This is a genomic window from Variovorax sp. CF313 (genome assembly GCF_000282635.1).
GTDB lineage: Bacteria > Pseudomonadota > Gammaproteobacteria > Burkholderiales > Burkholderiaceae_C > Variovorax.
Map to the genome: position 1 here is coordinate 21,382 of NZ_AKIW01000033.1, position 15,194 is coordinate 36,575.

Annotated in this window: 13 protein-coding genes; 9 read left to right on the forward strand and 4 right to left on the reverse strand. The window is 67.6% G+C overall.

Annotated features, from left to right (window positions below; all coding sequences use genetic code 11):
- Positions 1-6: 6 nt before the first annotated feature.
- The 3 genes from ccoN to PMI12_RS10745 form a co-directional block, all read right to left on the reverse strand.
- Positions 7-1,446 carry a cytochrome-c oxidase, cbb3-type subunit I gene (gene ccoN, locus PMI12_RS10735; protein WP_007832041.1) on the reverse strand — a complete coding sequence of 480 codons (1,440 nt, stop codon included), beginning with the start codon at positions 1,444-1,446 and terminating at the stop codon, positions 7-9.
- A 65-nt stretch (positions 1,447-1,511) separates the two neighbouring features.
- Positions 1,512-1,649, reverse strand: a complete 138-nt coding sequence (gene ccoS / locus PMI12_RS10740) for a cbb3-type cytochrome oxidase assembly protein CcoS (protein WP_007832042.1) — start codon at positions 1,647-1,649, stop codon at positions 1,512-1,514.
- Entirely contained in the window at positions 1,649-3,976 is a 2,328-nt protein-coding gene (locus tag PMI12_RS10745) for a heavy metal translocating P-type ATPase (protein ID WP_007832044.1), read from the reverse strand. The genes ccoS and PMI12_RS10745 overlap by 1 nt, the downstream gene beginning before the upstream one ends.
- Before the next feature lie 101 nt (positions 3,977-4,077).
- On the opposite strand from PMI12_RS10745, the gene PMI12_RS10750 reads away from it, so the two are divergent.
- Positions 4,078-4,521 carry a universal stress protein gene (locus tag PMI12_RS10750; protein ID WP_007832046.1) on the forward strand — a complete coding sequence of 148 codons (444 nt, stop codon included), beginning with the start codon at positions 4,078-4,080 and terminating at the stop codon, positions 4,519-4,521.
- A 252-nt stretch (positions 4,522-4,773) separates the two neighbouring features.
- On the opposite strand, the gene PMI12_RS10755 is transcribed toward PMI12_RS10750, so the two are convergent.
- Complete coding sequence (locus tag PMI12_RS10755; RefSeq protein ID WP_007832047.1) at positions 4,774-5,466, reverse strand: GntR family transcriptional regulator; 693 nt, start codon at positions 5,464-5,466, stop codon at positions 4,774-4,776.
- 94 nt (positions 5,467-5,560) lie between these two features.
- Between PMI12_RS10755 and araD the strand changes: the two genes are divergently transcribed.
- From araD to PMI12_RS10795, 8 genes are all read left to right on the forward strand, one after another.
- The gene (gene araD / locus PMI12_RS10760; RefSeq protein ID WP_007832049.1) at positions 5,561-7,288 is read left to right on the forward strand and encodes an L-arabinonate dehydratase; all 1,728 of its coding nucleotides are present in this window, start codon (positions 5,561-5,563) and stop codon (positions 7,286-7,288) included.
- 46 nt (positions 7,289-7,334) lie between these two features.
- Entirely contained in the window at positions 7,335-8,045 is a 711-nt protein-coding gene (locus PMI12_RS10765) for a ribonuclease activity regulator RraA (RefSeq protein ID WP_007832051.1), read from the forward strand.
- A 39-nt stretch (positions 8,046-8,084) separates the two neighbouring features.
- Positions 8,085-9,065 (forward strand): Bug family tripartite tricarboxylate transporter substrate binding protein, encoded by a 981-nt coding sequence (locus PMI12_RS10770; RefSeq protein WP_007832053.1) that lies wholly within the window; start codon positions 8,085-8,087, stop codon positions 9,063-9,065.
- A gap of 380 nt (positions 9,066-9,445) precedes the next feature.
- Entirely contained in the window at positions 9,446-9,856 is a 411-nt protein-coding gene (locus PMI12_RS10775; protein WP_007832055.1) for a type IV pilin protein, read from the forward strand.
- Complete coding sequence (locus PMI12_RS10780) at positions 9,850-10,422, forward strand: prepilin-type N-terminal cleavage/methylation domain-containing protein (protein ID WP_007832056.1); 573 nt, start codon at positions 9,850-9,852, stop codon at positions 10,420-10,422. The genes PMI12_RS10775 and PMI12_RS10780 overlap by 7 nt, the downstream gene beginning before the upstream one ends.
- Positions 10,419-11,552 carry a PilW family protein gene (locus PMI12_RS10785; RefSeq protein WP_007832058.1) on the forward strand — a complete coding sequence of 378 codons (1,134 nt, stop codon included), beginning with the start codon at positions 10,419-10,421 and terminating at the stop codon, positions 11,550-11,552. Before PMI12_RS10780 ends, PMI12_RS10785 begins: the two co-directional genes overlap by 4 nt.
- On the forward strand, positions 11,549-12,121 hold the full coding sequence (locus PMI12_RS10790; protein ID WP_007832060.1) for a membrane protein: 573 nt from the start codon (positions 11,549-11,551) through the stop codon (positions 12,119-12,121). The genes PMI12_RS10785 and PMI12_RS10790 overlap by 4 nt, the downstream gene beginning before the upstream one ends.
- Positions 12,118-15,189 carry a pilus assembly protein gene (locus PMI12_RS10795; RefSeq protein ID WP_007832062.1) on the forward strand — a complete coding sequence of 1,024 codons (3,072 nt, stop codon included), beginning with the start codon at positions 12,118-12,120 and terminating at the stop codon, positions 15,187-15,189. The genes PMI12_RS10790 and PMI12_RS10795 overlap by 4 nt, the downstream gene beginning before the upstream one ends.
- Positions 15,190-15,194 lie beyond the last annotated feature (5 nt).

Consider the following 15,194-nt stretch of genomic DNA (forward strand, 5'->3'; position numbering starts at 1 on the left):
GCGTCCTCAGGCGTGGGCCATGGCGGCGGGCGGGATCTCGGCGCGCACCGAGCGGCCCGAGATGACAGTCATCCAGACGTTCCAGGCCATCACCAGCATCCCCGAGAGGTACAGCAGCCCGCCCAGCGCCCGCACCACGTAGAACGGGAAGGTCGCCTTCACGCTCTCCACGAAGGTGTAGGTGAGCGTGCCGTCGGGATTGATGGCGCGCCACATCAGGCCCTGCATCACGCCGGCGATCCACATGGCGGCGATGTACAGCACGATGCCGACGGTGGCGATCCAGAAGTGCGCCTCGATGGCCTTCACGCTGTACATGGTGGTGCGGCCGTACATGCGCGGGATCAGGTAGTACAGCGAGCCCATGGTGATGAAGCCCACCCAGCCCAGCGCCCCGGAGTGCACGTGGCCGATGGTCCAGTCGGTGTAGTGGCTCAGGGCGTTGACGGTCTTGATGGACATCATCGGCCCCTCGAAGGTCGACATGCCGTAGAACGACAGCGAGACGATCAGGAAACGCAGGATCGGGTCGGTGCGCAGCTTGTGCCAGGCACCCGAGAGCGTCATCAGGCCGTTGATCATGCCGCCCCAGCTCGGCGCCAACAGGATCAGCGAGAACACCATGCCCAGCGACTGCGTCCAGTCGGGCAGCGCGGTGTAGTGCAGGTGGTGCGGACCGGCCCACATGTAGGTGAAGATCAGCGCCCAGAAGTGCACGATCGAGAGCCGGTACGAGTACACCGGCCGGCCCGCCTGCTTGGGGATGTAGTAGTACATCATTCCCAGGAAGCCGGCCGTGAGGAAGAAGCCCACCGCGTTGTGGCCGTACCACCACTGCACCATCGCGTCCTGCACGCCCGCGTAGGCCGAGTAGCTCTTCATCCAGCCGGCGGGCACCTCGGCGCTGTTGACGATGTGCAGCAGCGCCACCGCGATGATGAAGGCTCCGAAGAACCAGTTGGCCACGTAGATGTGGCGCACCTTGCGCATGCCGATGGTGCCGAAGAACACGATGGCGTAGGCCACCCAGACCACGGCGATCAGCAGGTCGATGGGCCATTCGAGTTCGGCGTATTCCTTGCCGCTGGTGTAGCCCATGGGCAGGCTGATGGCGGCCGCCACGATGACCAGTTGCCAGCCCCAGAACACGAAGGACGCGAGCGCCGGCGCGAACAGCCGGACCTGGCAGGTGCGCTGCACCACGTGAAAACTGGTGGCCATCAGGGCGCAGCCGCCGAACGCGAAGATCACCGCATTGGTGTGCAGCGGGCGAAGCCGGCCGTAGCTCAGCCAGGGAATGCCGAGGTTGAGCTCGGGCCAGGCCAGCTGCGACGCGATGACCACGCCGACCAGCATGCCGACCACTCCCCAGACCACCGACATGAGCGCGAACTGCCGCACGACGGTGTCGTCGTAGCTGGCCGCGGGTGGGTTCGTTGTTTGCATCGTGATGCCCTCGAATGATTTGCGGGCAGTGTCCCTGCGGGTCCGCCCGGTCGGGTTGATGCAGATCAATCGTTTCGCAGGATGCGGTCGCCTTCGACCTCGATGTCCTCGAACTGGCCGCGCTCGACGGCCCACCAAAGCCCGCCGAGGATGGCGAGCACCAGCACCACGGACAGCGGCACGAGGAGGAAGAGAATGTCCATCAGCCCACCGCCCTCTTCACGTCGGCACCCGGTGCGGCCAGCCGCGCCGCGTTCAGCACCACCACCAGCGAGCTCGCGGCCATACCCAGGCCGGCGAGCCACGCGGGCAGCCAGCCCGCCACCGCCAGCGGTACGCACAGCGCGTTGTAGGCCGCGGCCCAGAACAGGTTCTGCCGCACTACGCGCAGCGTGCGGCGAGCCTGCGCGATGGCCCTTGGCACAGCCGACAGCGCGCCGCCAGGCACCACGAAGTCGGCACGCGAGCGCGACAGCGGAACCGCATCGCCAAAGGCGAACGAGGCGTTGGCGCGCGCCAGGCTCGGGCCATCGTTGAGCCCGTCGCCGACCATGGCCACCTCGCGGCCCGCGGCTTGCAACTGCCAAAGCACTTCGAGCTTGTCTTCGGGCGTGCAGTCGCCCTGCGCCGCGGCAATGCCGGCATGCGCCGCAACGGCGCGCACCGCCGCGTCGCGGTCGCCCGACAGCAGGCGCACCGCGATGCCCTGTTCCTTGAGCGCAGCCACGGCTTCGGCGGCATCGGCGCGCAGTTCCTCCGCCAGGACGAAGCTCGCGAGCCAGCCCTGGTCGTCGCTCATGTGGATCTGCAGAGCATCGACCTGCAATGCGGGCACGTCGCAGAAGGCCGCGGCGCCGAGGCGCAGCGGGTGCGCAGTGCGGTCGCTTCCGCTGCTGCGGACAACGTGGGCTTCGATGCCCTGCCCTGCCGTCTCCGCGAGGTGCAGCACCTTCCAGTCGGGCAGCGCGCGGAATTGCGCTTGCCATGCGCTGGCGAGCGCGCGCGCGGCCGGATGCAGCGACTGCGCCCCGAGCGCCGCGCCGATCTCCAGCGCATCGCCGGGCATCAGCCCGCGCCGGCAGTACACGCGCTCCAGCCGCGGCGTGCCGCCGGTGAGCGTGCCGGTCTTGTCGAACACCACCGTGTCGACGGAAGCCAGTGCTTCGAGCGCCTGCAGGTTCGAGGCCAGCACGCCGCCGCGCGCCAGCGCGCCCGCGCTCGCCAGCATGGCGGCCGGCGTGGCCAGCGACAGCGCGCAGGGACAGGTAACGATCAGCACGGCCACGGCCACCATCAGCGCCCGTCCCGGGTCGATGTGCCACCACATCAGCGCGGCGGCCGCCGCAGCGGCCAGCACAGCCCAGAGGAAGGGCCGCGCCACGCGGTCGGCCAGTTGCGCGAGCCGCGGCTTGCCCAGGGCGGCTCCGTCCATCAGCCGCACGATCTGCGCGAAGCGCGTGCCCTCGCCCACCGACTCGATGCGCACCTGCACCAGGACCCCGAGGTTGTGGCTGCCCGCCAGCACGCGGCTGCCGCACGGACGAGGCACGGGACGAGACTCGCCTGTGAGCAGGGCCTCGTCGGCGCAGGTGTCGCCCTCGATCACCACGCCGTCGGCCGGAAAGGCCTCGCCCGGTCGTACGCGCACCACGTCTCCCACGGCAAGGCGCCGCACCGTCACGCGCACCCATCCACCATTGGCCTCCAGGCGCTCCACGCTGTCGGGCAGCCGGTGCATCAGCGCTTCGAGCGCGCCCGCCGTTCGGTTGCGCAGCCGCGCCTCGAGCCAGCGGCCGGTGAGCAGGAAGAAGACGAACATCGTCAGCGAATCGAAATAGACCTCGTGCCCCAGCGGCCCCGCGCGATCGAAGGTTGCCGCGCTGCTGACGGCGAAGGTGATCAGCACGCCGAAGGCCACGGGCAGGTCCATGCCGATGCGGCCGATGCGCAGGTCGCGCCATGCGCTTCGGAAGAAGGGTCCGCAGGAGAAGAGCACCACCGGCAGCGTCAGCACCCAGGAGGCCCAGCGCAGGAGTTGCGCCGCATCGGCGCTCATGTCGCCGGGGCGCGCGATGTAGGCCGGGTAGGCGTACATCATCACCTGCATCATGCACAGGCCCGAGACCAGCCAGCGCCACAGGGCCAGCCGCGATTCGCGCTCGCGCAGGGCACTCGCGGACCGGTCGCCGCCCGGCAGCAGCGCGTAGCCTGCCTTCGCGCAGGCCTCGAACCAGCGGGACGGCCGGGTCACGGCCGGCGACCACACGATGCGCGCGCGCCGGCTCGCCGCGTTGACCTGCACGTCGCTCACGCCGGGCACCTGGCGCAGCGCGGCCTCGACGGTGAAGGCGCAGGCCGCGCAGTGCATGCCCTCGACCACCACCTGTGATTCCCAGCAGCCGTCGGCCGCGTCCAGTGGGCGGCCGAAGCCGGGCCATTCGCCGGGGTCGTCCAGCACCTGCCATGCCTCGTCGACAGGGGAAGGAAGCGATGGGATCGGGGCGTACTGGGGGGCGAGCGCGGCATTCATCGGGCGAGGCTAAGGGCGGTGCCTCGCAAGCCGTTTGATCTGCGTCAAGCCCGCCGGCCCGGGTGTGCCTAACCTCGGCAGCACGCCTCCCGGAGATTCCCATGTTCAAACGCATCCTCGTCGCCACCGACGGGTCCGCTCTTTCCAGGAAGGCCGTCAAGAGCGCGATCGCGCTGGCGGCCCAGAACGACGCGGACCTGGTCGCGCTGACCGTCGTTCCCCGCTATCCGAAGAGCTTCTTCGAGGGGTCGATGTCGTTCTCGGCCGAAGACATCGGCCGCATCGAGAAGCAGTGGGCGGACAAGGCGCAGGCGACGCTCGACGCCGTTCGCGACCGGGCGCTGGCACAGGGCGTGCGCATCAGGACGGCCCAGGCCAGCTCCGACCTGGTCGCCGAATCGATCATCGCGGCCGCGAAGAAGAACAGGAGCGATCTCATCGTGATGGCGTCGCACGGGCGCAAGGGCATCAAGCGCCTCTTGCTGGGAAGTGAAACCCAGCAGGTCCTGACGCGCTCGCTGCTGCCGGTGCTGGTGTTGCGGTAGCAGGCCCAGTGCCGATCGGCGAGGAGCCGAGGAGCCAAAAAAAGCTCGGCATGCCGGGCTTTTTCTCGATCGATGTTGCCGCTAGGCGGCCCGCCGAATCCGCCGATGCGCAGGAGCGATGCTCGCGCTGCGCTGCGGCGAGAAGGTCCAGTTCTTGTTCTTCCGAACCACGGAAGCGACTTCGGCTTCGTCCGCGTCCACGAGGATCGTGCCCGGCAGCCGGTCCACCACCTTGGCGGCCTTGAGCGCGGATCAGGACGTGGCCACGTAGTCCGGATATTGCCGGCAGATCTCGTCCACCGCGCTGAGCGTGCCCGACAGGTGCCGGCGCAATGCCGCTTGCGCCGCCGCCGGGTCCCTTGCCTCGATGCCGCGCACGATGGCGCGGTGGTCGCGCAGGATCGCCTCGGTCTTGCCGGCGGTGGGCAGGTGCAGGCGGCGCAGCCTGTCGACGTGGCCCGAGACACGCCCTACCAGTTCCCACAGGCTGGCGACGCCGCCGGCCTCGTACATCAGGTGATGGAAGGCGCGGTCGGCGCCGACGAAATCGCCATAGCGCTGTGCCGTCGACAACGCCGCCTGCTGCGCGATGACGGCCTTCATCTGCTCGACCAGCCCCGCCGGCGGCTCCAGCGCGAGCTGGTGCACCAGCTCCAGCTCGATCGAGCGGCGCAGGAAATGCGCCTCCCGGGCCGCCGCGATGTCGATGCGGCTGACCAGCGTGGCGTGCTGCGGGAACACGTCCACCAGCCCTTCCTCGTTGAGCCGCAGCAGCGCTTCGCGCACCGGGGTCTGGCTCACGCCGAAGCGGTCGGCCAGTTCCTGCCGCGCCAGCACGGTACCCGGCACCAGGTCCAGCGAGAGGATGGCGTCGCGCAGCTTCTCCGTCACCTGCGGCGCGGCGAGGCGGGTGCGGTCGAGTCGAAATTTGGGAAGTGCACTCATCGGGCCGGATTGTGGCATTGACGTACTAATATATTAGTGTTTTAATCCCGCCGACCTTGCCCAGCCGCGCCTTGCGCCCACAGAGACAACCCCCATGAAACGCCACTACGAATCCCTGCGCAGCGCACGCTGGTTCGCACCCGACGACTTCCGTTCCTTCGGCCACCGCTCGCGCGTGCTGCAGATGGGCTACAGCCACGCCGACTGGATGGGCAAGCCGCTCATCGCCATCGTCAACACCTGGAGCGATGCCAACCAGTGCCACTCGCACTTCAAGCAGCGGGTGGAGGACGTCAAGCGCGGCATCCTGCAGGCCGGTGGCTTCCCGCTCGAGCTGCCGGCTATCTCGCTGTCGGAAAGCATGGTCAAGCCCACCACCATGCTCTATCGCAACTTCCTGGCCATGGAAACGGAAGAGCTGCTGCGCAGCCACCCGGTGGACGGCGCGGTGCTGATGGGCGGCTGCGACAAGACCACGCCCGGCCTCACGATGGGCGCGATCAGCATGGGCATTCCCTTCATCTACCTGCCCGCCGGCCCCATGCTGCGCGGCAACTGGAAGGGCAAGGTGCTGGGCTCGGGCTCCGACGCCTTCAAGTACTGGGACGAGCGCCGCGCCGGCCGGCTGAGCGACCAGGCCTGGGCGGAGATGGAAGCAGGCATCGCGCGCAGCCACGGCACCTGCATGACCATGGGCACCGCGGCCACCATGATGGGCATCGCCGAGGCCGTCGGACTGACCCTGCCGGGCGCCTCCAGCATTCCCGCGGCCGACGCCAACCACATCCGCATGAGCGCCGACTGCGGCCGCCGCATCGTCGACATGGTGTGGGAAGACTGGACGCCCGCGAAGATGCTCACGCGCGCCAGCTTCGAGAACGGCATCGCCTGCGCGATGGCCATGGGCTGCAGCACCAACGCCATCGTCCACCTGATCGCGATGTCGCGCCGCGCCGGCCATGCAGTGAGCCTGGACGCCTTCGACGACTTCAGCCGCCGCGTGCCCGTCATCGCCAACATCCGCCCCAGCGGCGACGCCTACCTGATGGAAGACTTCTTCTACGCCGGCGGCCTGCCGGCGATGCTGGAGCGCATCCGCGGCCACCTGAAGACCGAAGCGCTGACGGTCAACGGCCGCACCCTCGGCGAGAACATCGCGGGCGCCGAGGTCTACAACGACGACGTCATCCGGCCGCTCGCCAACCCCATCTACGCCGAAGGCGCGCTGGCCGTGCTGCGCGGCAACCTCGCGCCCGACGGCGTCGTGATCAAGCCCAGCGCCTGCGCGCCGCACCTGCTGCGGCACACCGGCCGCGCACTGGTGTTCGACGACTATCCGTCGCTCAAGAAGGCGGTCGACGACCCCGAACTCGACGTGACGGCCGACGACATCCTGGTGCTGCGCAATGCCGGCCCGCGTGGCGCCGGCATGCCCGAGTGGGGCATGCTGCCGATTCCCACCAAGCTGCTCAGGCAGGGCGTGACAGACATGCTGCGCCTGTCCGACGCACGCATGAGCGGCACCAGCTACGGCGGCTGCCTGCTGCACTGCTCGCCCGAGGCGGCCATCGGCGGCCCGCTGGCACTGGTGAAGACCGGCGACCGCATCACCGTGGATGTGCCCGCACGGCGCATCCACCTCGACGTCGACGACGCGGAACTGGCTCGCCGCAAGGCCGCATGGACGCCGCCGCCGCCGCGCTACGAGCGCGGCTACGGCTGGATGTTCGGCCGCCACATCAAGCAGGCCAACGAAGGCTGCGACTTCGACTTCCTCGAAACCGGCTTCGGCAAGCCGGTGCCCGAGCCCGACATCTTCTGATCCGACTGCCCTCCCCCTTTTTTAATTTCGAGAACGGAGACAACACGTGAATCCCGCCACCCGCGACCTGCTCATGAAGGTGAGCACCGCCACCCTGTGCACCGCCCTGTTCAAGCGCGGCCTGCGCAACCAGTTCATCCAGGAGGTGCGACCGCTCGACGCCGGCTTGCCGAACATGGTGGGCGAAGCCTTCACGCTGCGCTACATGCCGGCGCGCGAAGACCTGAACCAGATCAGCGTTTTTCTCGACCGCGACCATCCGCAGCGCAAGGCGGTGGAGCAATGCCCCGAAGGCGCCGTGCTGGTGATCGACAGCCGAAAAGATGCGCGTGCCGCATCGGCCGGCGGCATTCTGGTCACGCGGCTGATGAAGCGTGGCGTGGCCGGCGTGGTCACGGACGGGGGCTTCCGCGACAGCCCCGACATTGCCAAGCTGGGCTTCCCGGCCTACCACCGCCGCCCGAGCGCGCCGACCAACCTCACGCTGCACCAGGCCATCGACATCAACGTGCCCATCGGCTGCGGCGACGCGCCGGTGTTCCCCGGCGACGTGATCGTGGGCGACGCGGAGGGCGTGATCGTCATTCCGGCCCACATGGCCGACGAGATCGCCGCCGAAGCGACCGAGATGACCGCCTTCGAGGACTTCGTGCAGGAAAAGGTGCTCGAAGGCCGCTCCATCCTCGGCCTGTATCCGCCCACCGAGGAACAAAGCCGCACCGACTTCGCGTCCTGGCGCAGCGCCCGCGGCCGCTGAAGCCCTTTCTCTTTCCCCAATTCCCGAGGAGACAAATCCATGAAATTCATCCGTGGCGCCGCGGCGCTGTTCCTGGCTGCGCTCGCCCCCGTGGCCACCTGGGCCCAGGCCTCCGATTGGCCGGCCGCCAAGCCGATCGTCTACGTCGTGCCCTTCACCGCCGGCGGATCCACCGATATCGTGGCGCGCACGCTGGCCCAGAAGCTGGGCGACAGCCTCAAGCAGTCGGTGGTGGTCGACAACAAGCCCGGCCAGGCCGGCGGCATCGGCGCGGCCTATGTCGCCAAGGCCAAGCCCGACGGCTACACGCTGCTTGGCGGCACCATCAGCACGCACGCCATCAACGCGAGCCTGTACAAGAACCTGCCCTACGACCCAATGAAGGACTTCGAGCCCGTCTCGCTGGTCGCGCGCCTGCCCAACGTGCTGATCGTCAACAGCCAGCTCGGCGTGAACTCGGTGGCCGAACTGGTGGCACTGCTGAAGAAAGACGAGAGCAAGCGCACCTTTGCCTCTTCCGGCGCCGGCACCTCCACCCACCTGGCCGGCGAGATGTTCGGCGACCTCATCGGCGTGAAGCTCACCCACGTGCCGTACAAGGGCACGCCGCCGGCCATGACCGACGTGGCCGCGGGGCTGGTGCCCTTCATGTTCGACCAGGTGACGGCCGCACTGCCGCTGGTGAAGAGCGGCAAGCTCAAGCTGCTGGCCGTGACCACGGGCAAGCGCATCGCCCTGACGCCCGAGCTGCCGACCATGATCGAATCGGGCATTCCCGGCTTCGAGATGTCGTCGTGGCAGGCCGTGTACGCACCCAAGGGCACGCCCAAGCCGATCGTCCAGCGCCTGAATGCCGAAATCGTCAAGGCGCTCAAGCAGCCCGATGTGCAGGCCCGGCTCTCGGACCAGTTGGCGATGGAGATCGTGGGAAGTACGCCGGAAGAACTGCGTGATCACATGGCCAGGGAGATTCCGCGCTGGGCCGCACTGGTGAAGAAATCGGGCGCCGTGGCCGACTGACAGCCCCCTTCCCTCCCCCTCGCGGCGGCCTGCAGCCATGAGCGGGTAGCGCGCGCGGCACTCGCGCACGCCGAGCTGGGCAGGCTCACGCTGGGTACCAGGTTGTGCGCGTAGTCCTCGCTCCGGGCGACGGTTGGCCTGCGCTCACGCAGGTAGTCCGGGTCCTACGGCGTGCCCATCGCCGTCGAACTGGACTTTGCCACCTCTCAGGGCCACTATCAGTCCGTGGCAAGGAGAAGCAAGTTGCAACGTCCTCTGACACCCTTTGGCGCACCTGTTGCGCCCGTGCCGCGAATCGCGCCGGGAAAAAGGTTCACACACACGTTTGATGTGATAAATTCACATTTATAACAATGTGAAACATTTCTAAACGCATCACGATGAACGAGCCTTCGCACGCGCGCAAAACCGGCGGTTTCACCCTGATCGAATTGATGATCACGGTGGCGATCGTGGCCATCCTGGCGGCCATCGCGTTGCCCAGCTACCAGCAGTACGTCATCCGCTCCAAGCGATCAGCGGCGCAGGCGCAGATGATGGACATCGCCAATCGGCAGCAGCAGTTCCTCCTGGCGAACCGCAGCTATGCCGACAACGCCGCGCTGGCGGCCAGCGGATACGTGCTGCCGGCCGAGGTCAGCAGCAACTACAGCTACAACATCACTCTGTCGACGACCGGTGTCCCCGGCTACACGCTGACGCTGACACCTACACCGCTAGGCAGCCAGTCGGGCGACGGCGCGCTCACTCTCAACAGCGAAGGCGTGAAAACGCCGCCAGAGAAATGGTGAAAGGCCCCCGCCTCACCCGCCCGGCGCGCAACCAGCGTGGCGTCAGCTTGCTGGAAGTGATCGTCGCCGTCGTCGTGGTGGCCTTCGGGCTGTTCGGCCTCGTGGGACTGCAGGCTCGGCTGCAGGCGTCGGAGATGGAGTCGTACCAGCGCTCGCAGGCGCTGGTCATGCTGAACGACATGGCCAACCGCATCGCGATCAATCGCCGGATGGCCTCGAGCTACGTCACCAGCACCCCGCTGGGCAGCGGCAGCACGTGCCCCGCAGCCACCGGCACACGCCAGCAGGTAGACACCGCCGAATGGTGCAACGCGCTGCAGGGCGCGGCCGAAACCTCGGGGAGCAGCAAGCTCGGCACGGTAATCGGCGGGCGCGGCTGCGTGCAGGACATGGGCAACAACGAGTACCTCGTCACCGTCGCATGGCAGGGCCTGGTGCCGATCTCCGCCCCATCCGCCGGCGTGGGCTGCGGCAAGGATCTGTACGACGCCACCGGCACACGCTGCGTGAACGACCTGTGCCGCAGGACGGTCACCACGCTCGTACGCATCGGAGCCCTTTCATGACGGCTACCGCGTCGCGCCATCGGCAGCGCGGGCTGACGCTGATCGAACTGATGGTGTCGATCACCATCATGCTCATCGTGATGGCAGCCCTGCTCGCGCTGTTCCTCAACGTTAGCGGCACCCAGCGCGAAATGGAACGCGTGAATCGCCAGATCGAAAGCGGGCGGCTCAGCATCTTTGTCCTGGAGAACGAGCTCTCTCACGCCGGGTTCTGGGAAAACTACATGCCCCAGTTCGACGATCTCACGGTCAATGGCGTGCCGGAGCACGTGCCCACCGGCACGCCGCCCGACCCCTGCCTGCCCTACTCCCTGGTCAACTGGACCGACGACTACAAGCGCGAGTTGCTCGATCTGCCGGTGCAGAGCTACGAAACCGTGCCCGCCACCTGCACCGACCTGCTGAAGAACAAGAAGGCCAACACCGACGTCCTGGTGGTGCGGCACGCCGAGACCTGCCTGCCCGGCACGCCCAACTGCGAGGCGGACATCGCCGGCAACCTGTACTTCCAGTCCTCGCTGTGCGGCACGCAGAAGCCCTCGTCGTTCGACCTGTCCACCAGCGGCTTCGGCAACATGTTCATGAAGGACTGCACGACGCCTTCGCCCAAGCGCAAGTTCGTTGCCGACATCTACTACGTGCGCGACTATGCCGAGACAGTGGGCGACGGCGTACCGACGCTGGCGCGCTCGCGTTTCGACTTGGCGGCCGGCGTCCTGGCGCAGCAGCCGCCGGTCCCTCTGATGGAGGGTGTCGAGGGGTTCAGGGTGGAGTTCGGCCTGGACACGATCGGCAAGACCAGCGCCGCCGTGAACTACGCCGCAGCGATCAACTGGGCCGACGCCACCGACCGGATGACCCCTTCCAACCGCGGCGACGGCAGCCCCGATGGCAGTTTCGTGCACTGCAGCGTCGCCGCGCCCTGCACTGCCGACCAACTGGTGAACGTGGTGGCGGTCAAGCTCTATGTGCTCGCGCGCAGCACCGAGGTTTCGCCGGGCCACACCGACACGCGCACCTACAACCTGGGCTCCACCACCCTGGGCCCGTTCAACGACCACTACAAGCGCCACGCGTTCTCCACCACCGTGCGGCTGACCAACGTGACCGGTCGAAGGGAGACGCCATGACCCGTGCACCTGCCACGCGCCGCCAGCAAGGTGCGGCGCTGCTCATAGGAATGATCATGCTGCTGCTGATCACCCTCACGGTCACCGCGGCGTTCAACCTCAGCAGTTCCGACCTCAAGTCGGTTGGCAACCTGCAGACCCGCAACGAAGCCGTTGCTGCAGCCAACCGTGCCATCGAGGAAGTTGCCAGCAGCCTGCTGGCGCCAGGCTCCGACGGCACGCCTTCGCTGACACCGCCCCAGGGCACCGTGAGCCTGGTCGATATCAACAACGACGGCACCTACGACTACACGGTCTCGATCGCCCCTCCGGTGTGCGTGCGCGCAACCAAGGCCGTCGACAGCGGCGGCGGCACGGTGACCGGGCCGAGCGGCATCACCGGCGGGGCCTCCAGCAGCGGCTCGGGGCTCTCCACCCTGCCAGATCAATACAACTCGGTCTGGGACATCAGCACCACCGTGACCGACGCCGCCGGCACCCCCATCACCGCCGTGCGCCAAGGAGTGCGAGCGCTGCTCAACAAGGCGCAGTTCGACGCGCTGTGCAATACGACTGGGCCGACACCATGATGACAAAGAAATTCTTCGCGCCGCTGTGCGCCGCCGCCCTGCTGGCCTTGCCTTTGAGCCAGGCGCGAGCCGAGGACATCGACCTTTTCGTGGGCTACAACCAGGCCGCCACCCAGGCGCCCAATGTGTTGTTCGTGCTGGACAACACGGCCAACTGGAATCAGCCGTTCACGGCCGAGATCACTGCACTCGCCAACGCCTTCGAGAGCTTGCCGTCCAACAAATTCAAGGTCGGCTTGATGATGTTCACCGAGACCGGCGGCGGCAACTCCAACTCCGACGGCGGCTACGTGCGCGCTGCGGTGCGCACGCTGGACGACGGCACCAAGGTCACGTACGGCGCACTCATCCGCAGCCTGGACAAGCTCGCCGACAAGTCCAACGGAGGCAAGGCCGGCAAGACCATGGCCGAGGTCTACCGCTACCTTGCCAGCAGCACCCCAATCGCCGGCAACAACAAGCTGAAGGCCGACTACAGCGGCAGCGTCTACGGCACACCCGCATCGAAGGCCATCTACGCGCTGCCGCGCAACGCGTTGAACGCGGTGAACAGCACCACCTACGTGGGCCCCAGCACCGAAAACTGCATCGGCACGTACGTCATCTACATCAGCAACGGCGCCGCGCAAGACAACACCAGCGACAGCCAGGCCTCCACGAGCGCCCTGCTCGCCGCGGGCGGCAGCACCACCCCCATCGTGCTGAGCCCCAGCGGCTCGCAGGACAACACCGCCGACGAATGGGCGCGATTCCTGCAAAGCAGCATGGGCGTCAAGGTCTACACAGTCGAAGCCGCCAAGGCCACCGGCGGCCAGGGCCCCGGCTGGAGCGCGCTGCTCAAGAGCATGGCCACCCAGAGCAAGGGGGAGTACTACGACATTTCGTCCGATCCCGACCTGGGGGCTTCGCTGGGTGCGGCGCTCGACGACATCTTCAGCAAGATCCAGTCGGTCAACAGCGTGTTTTCTTCGGTGAGCCTGCCGGTGAGCGTGAACACGCAGGGCACCTACCTGAACCAGGTGTTCGTCGGCATGTTCCGCCCTGACCAGGACGCGCTGCCGCGCTGGAACGGCAACCTCAAGCAATACAAGCTGGGCCTGGACAGCAGCAGCCAGCTCGTCCTGCAGGACGCCGCCGGCGCCAACGCGGTGAACAACCAGACCGGCTTCGTCGCGCCCTGCGCGCGCAGCTACTGGACGCCCTTGCCGAGCAACACCGACGCCTACTGGAGCTTCCGCCCCTCCGGCGACTGCCTCGGCAAGGAGGCGGCTGACAGCCCGGACGGCAACGTGGTCGAGAAAGGCGCGCAAGGCTACATGCTGCGCCGCCTCGCGGTGGCCAACCGCAACATGAAGACCTGCGCACCCGGCTCATGCACCGCGCTCACCAGCTTCGCCGATGGCAACGGCAGCATCACCCAGGCGGCCCTGGGCGTTGCGAGCGCCACCGACCGCACCAACCTGATCAACTGGGTCCGCGGCGCAGACAACAAGGGCGACGAACGCACCGACGCCAGTGGCAACCCCCTTACCTCAACCAGCATGCGCCCCTCGGTGCACGGCGACGTGGTGCATTCGCGCCCTGTGGCCATCAACTACGGCACCGATGCTGTGCCTCAGGTGGTGGTTTTCTACGGCGGCAACGACGGCGTGCTGCGCGCCGTCAACGGCAATCGCAGCACGGCCATCGGCTCGGCGGCGGCGGGCGACGAACTGTGGTCCTTCGTGCCGCCAGAGTTCTACGGCAGCCTCAAGCGGCTGTACGACAACAGCACGCGCATCAACTTCCCCGGCCTGCTGGCCACCACCGGCTCCGTGGCACCCAAGCCCTACGGCATGGACGGTGCGGTAGCTGCCTACCGGCAGAGCTCCACCGCCTGGCTGTTCGCGAGCATGCGCCGCGGCGGCCGGCTGATCTATGCCTTCGACGTGTCCAATCCCGCAGCGCCCAGCCTCAAGTGGCGCAAGGGCTGCCCGAACCAGGACGACGACACCGGCTGCGACGCCGGCATGACCGGCATCGGCCAGACATGGTCGGCGCCCAAGATCGTCAAGTCGACCGGCTACGGCGGCGGCAACAGCCCGCTTCTGGTCTTCGGTGGCGGCTACGACAAGTGCGAGGATGTCGACGCCGCCACGACCGCCCAGGCCTGCGGCGCAGGCGCCAAGGGCAACCGGATCTACGTGCTCGACGCCGGCACCGGCGCGCAGCTCAACAGCTTCGTCACCGACCGCGCGGTGGCGGGTGAAGTCACCATCGTCAACGACAGCCTCGGATTGGCGCGCATCGCCTATGCAGCCGACCTGGGCGGCAACGTCTACCGCATCGCCATCGGTGACGCGACGCCCGGCAGCTGGAGCATGACGAAGATCGCCTCGCTCGGCTGCGACACTGTCACCACCTGCACGCCCAACCGCAAATTCATGTTCGGCCCCGACGTCGTCGAGGACAACGGTGTCTACGTGGTGCTGCTGGGCTCCGGCGACCGCGAGAAGCCGCTGCGCTATTACAGCGCCGCGCTCACCGTGGCCAACCGCTTCTACATGCTGGTGGACAAGCCCTCCGACACCGCCTGGCTGAGTTCCGAATCGACAAAATGCAGTAGCACCCCCGTGCTGTGCCATGCCTCCCTGCAGGCCATCACCAGCACGGCAACGCCCACAGCCACCGACCTTGCGAGCAAGAAGGGCTGGTACCTGGCCCTCGCACCCGGCGAGCAGGTGGTGACCGCGTCGGTGACGGCCTACGGCATCACAACCTTCAACACCCACATTCCCACAACGCCGAACACACAGTCCTGCAAAGCCGACCTCGGCACGGCGAATGTCTACAACGTGTCGTATGCCAATGCCGCGCCACCCGACGGCAGCACCGGCCGGTTCCAGAACGTGGTGGGCGGCGGCCTGGCCCCCTCGCCCGTGGTGGGCCGGGTCCAGCTGGACGACGGCAGCATCCGCGACGTGGTGATCGGCGCCAGGCCCGACTCCTTCCTGAGCCCCAAGGGCGCCACCCCGAAGTCGGCGTTCAAGCAGCCCAAGGGCCGGGTCTACTGGTTCATCCAGAAATAGGCGGG

What these genes read in the sequence shown, in the direction of transcription:
- ccoN (WP_007832041.1), bottom strand. Translation starts at nt 1,446, where the DNA reads ATGCAAACAACGAACCCACCCGCGGCCAGCTACGACGACACCGTCGTG.
- ccoS (WP_007832042.1), bottom strand. Translation starts at nt 1,649, where the DNA reads ATGGACATTCTCTTCCTCCTCGTGCCGCTGTCCGTGGTGCTGGTGCTC.
- PMI12_RS10745 (WP_007832044.1), bottom strand. Translation starts at nt 3,976, where the DNA reads ATGAATGCCGCGCTCGCCCCCCAGTACGCCCCGATCCCATCGCTTCCT.
- PMI12_RS10750 (WP_007832046.1), top strand. Translation starts at nt 4,078, where the DNA reads ATGTTCAAACGCATCCTCGTCGCCACCGACGGGTCCGCTCTTTCCAGG.
- PMI12_RS10755 (WP_007832047.1), bottom strand. Translation starts at nt 5,466, where the DNA reads ATGAGTGCACTTCCCAAATTTCGACTCGACCGCACCCGCCTCGCCGCG.
- araD (WP_007832049.1), top strand. Translation starts at nt 5,561, where the DNA reads ATGAAACGCCACTACGAATCCCTGCGCAGCGCACGCTGGTTCGCACCC.
- PMI12_RS10770 (WP_007832053.1), top strand. Translation starts at nt 8,085, where the DNA reads ATGAAATTCATCCGTGGCGCCGCGGCGCTGTTCCTGGCTGCGCTCGCC.
- PMI12_RS10775 (WP_007832055.1), top strand. Translation starts at nt 9,446, where the DNA reads ATGAACGAGCCTTCGCACGCGCGCAAAACCGGCGGTTTCACCCTGATC.
- PMI12_RS10780 (WP_007832056.1), top strand. Translation starts at nt 9,850, where the DNA reads ATGGTGAAAGGCCCCCGCCTCACCCGCCCGGCGCGCAACCAGCGTGGC.
- PMI12_RS10785 (WP_007832058.1), top strand. Translation starts at nt 10,419, where the DNA reads ATGACGGCTACCGCGTCGCGCCATCGGCAGCGCGGGCTGACGCTGATC.
- PMI12_RS10790 (WP_007832060.1), top strand. Translation starts at nt 11,549, where the DNA reads ATGACCCGTGCACCTGCCACGCGCCGCCAGCAAGGTGCGGCGCTGCTC.
- PMI12_RS10795 (WP_007832062.1), top strand. Translation starts at nt 12,118, where the DNA reads ATGATGACAAAGAAATTCTTCGCGCCGCTGTGCGCCGCCGCCCTGCTG.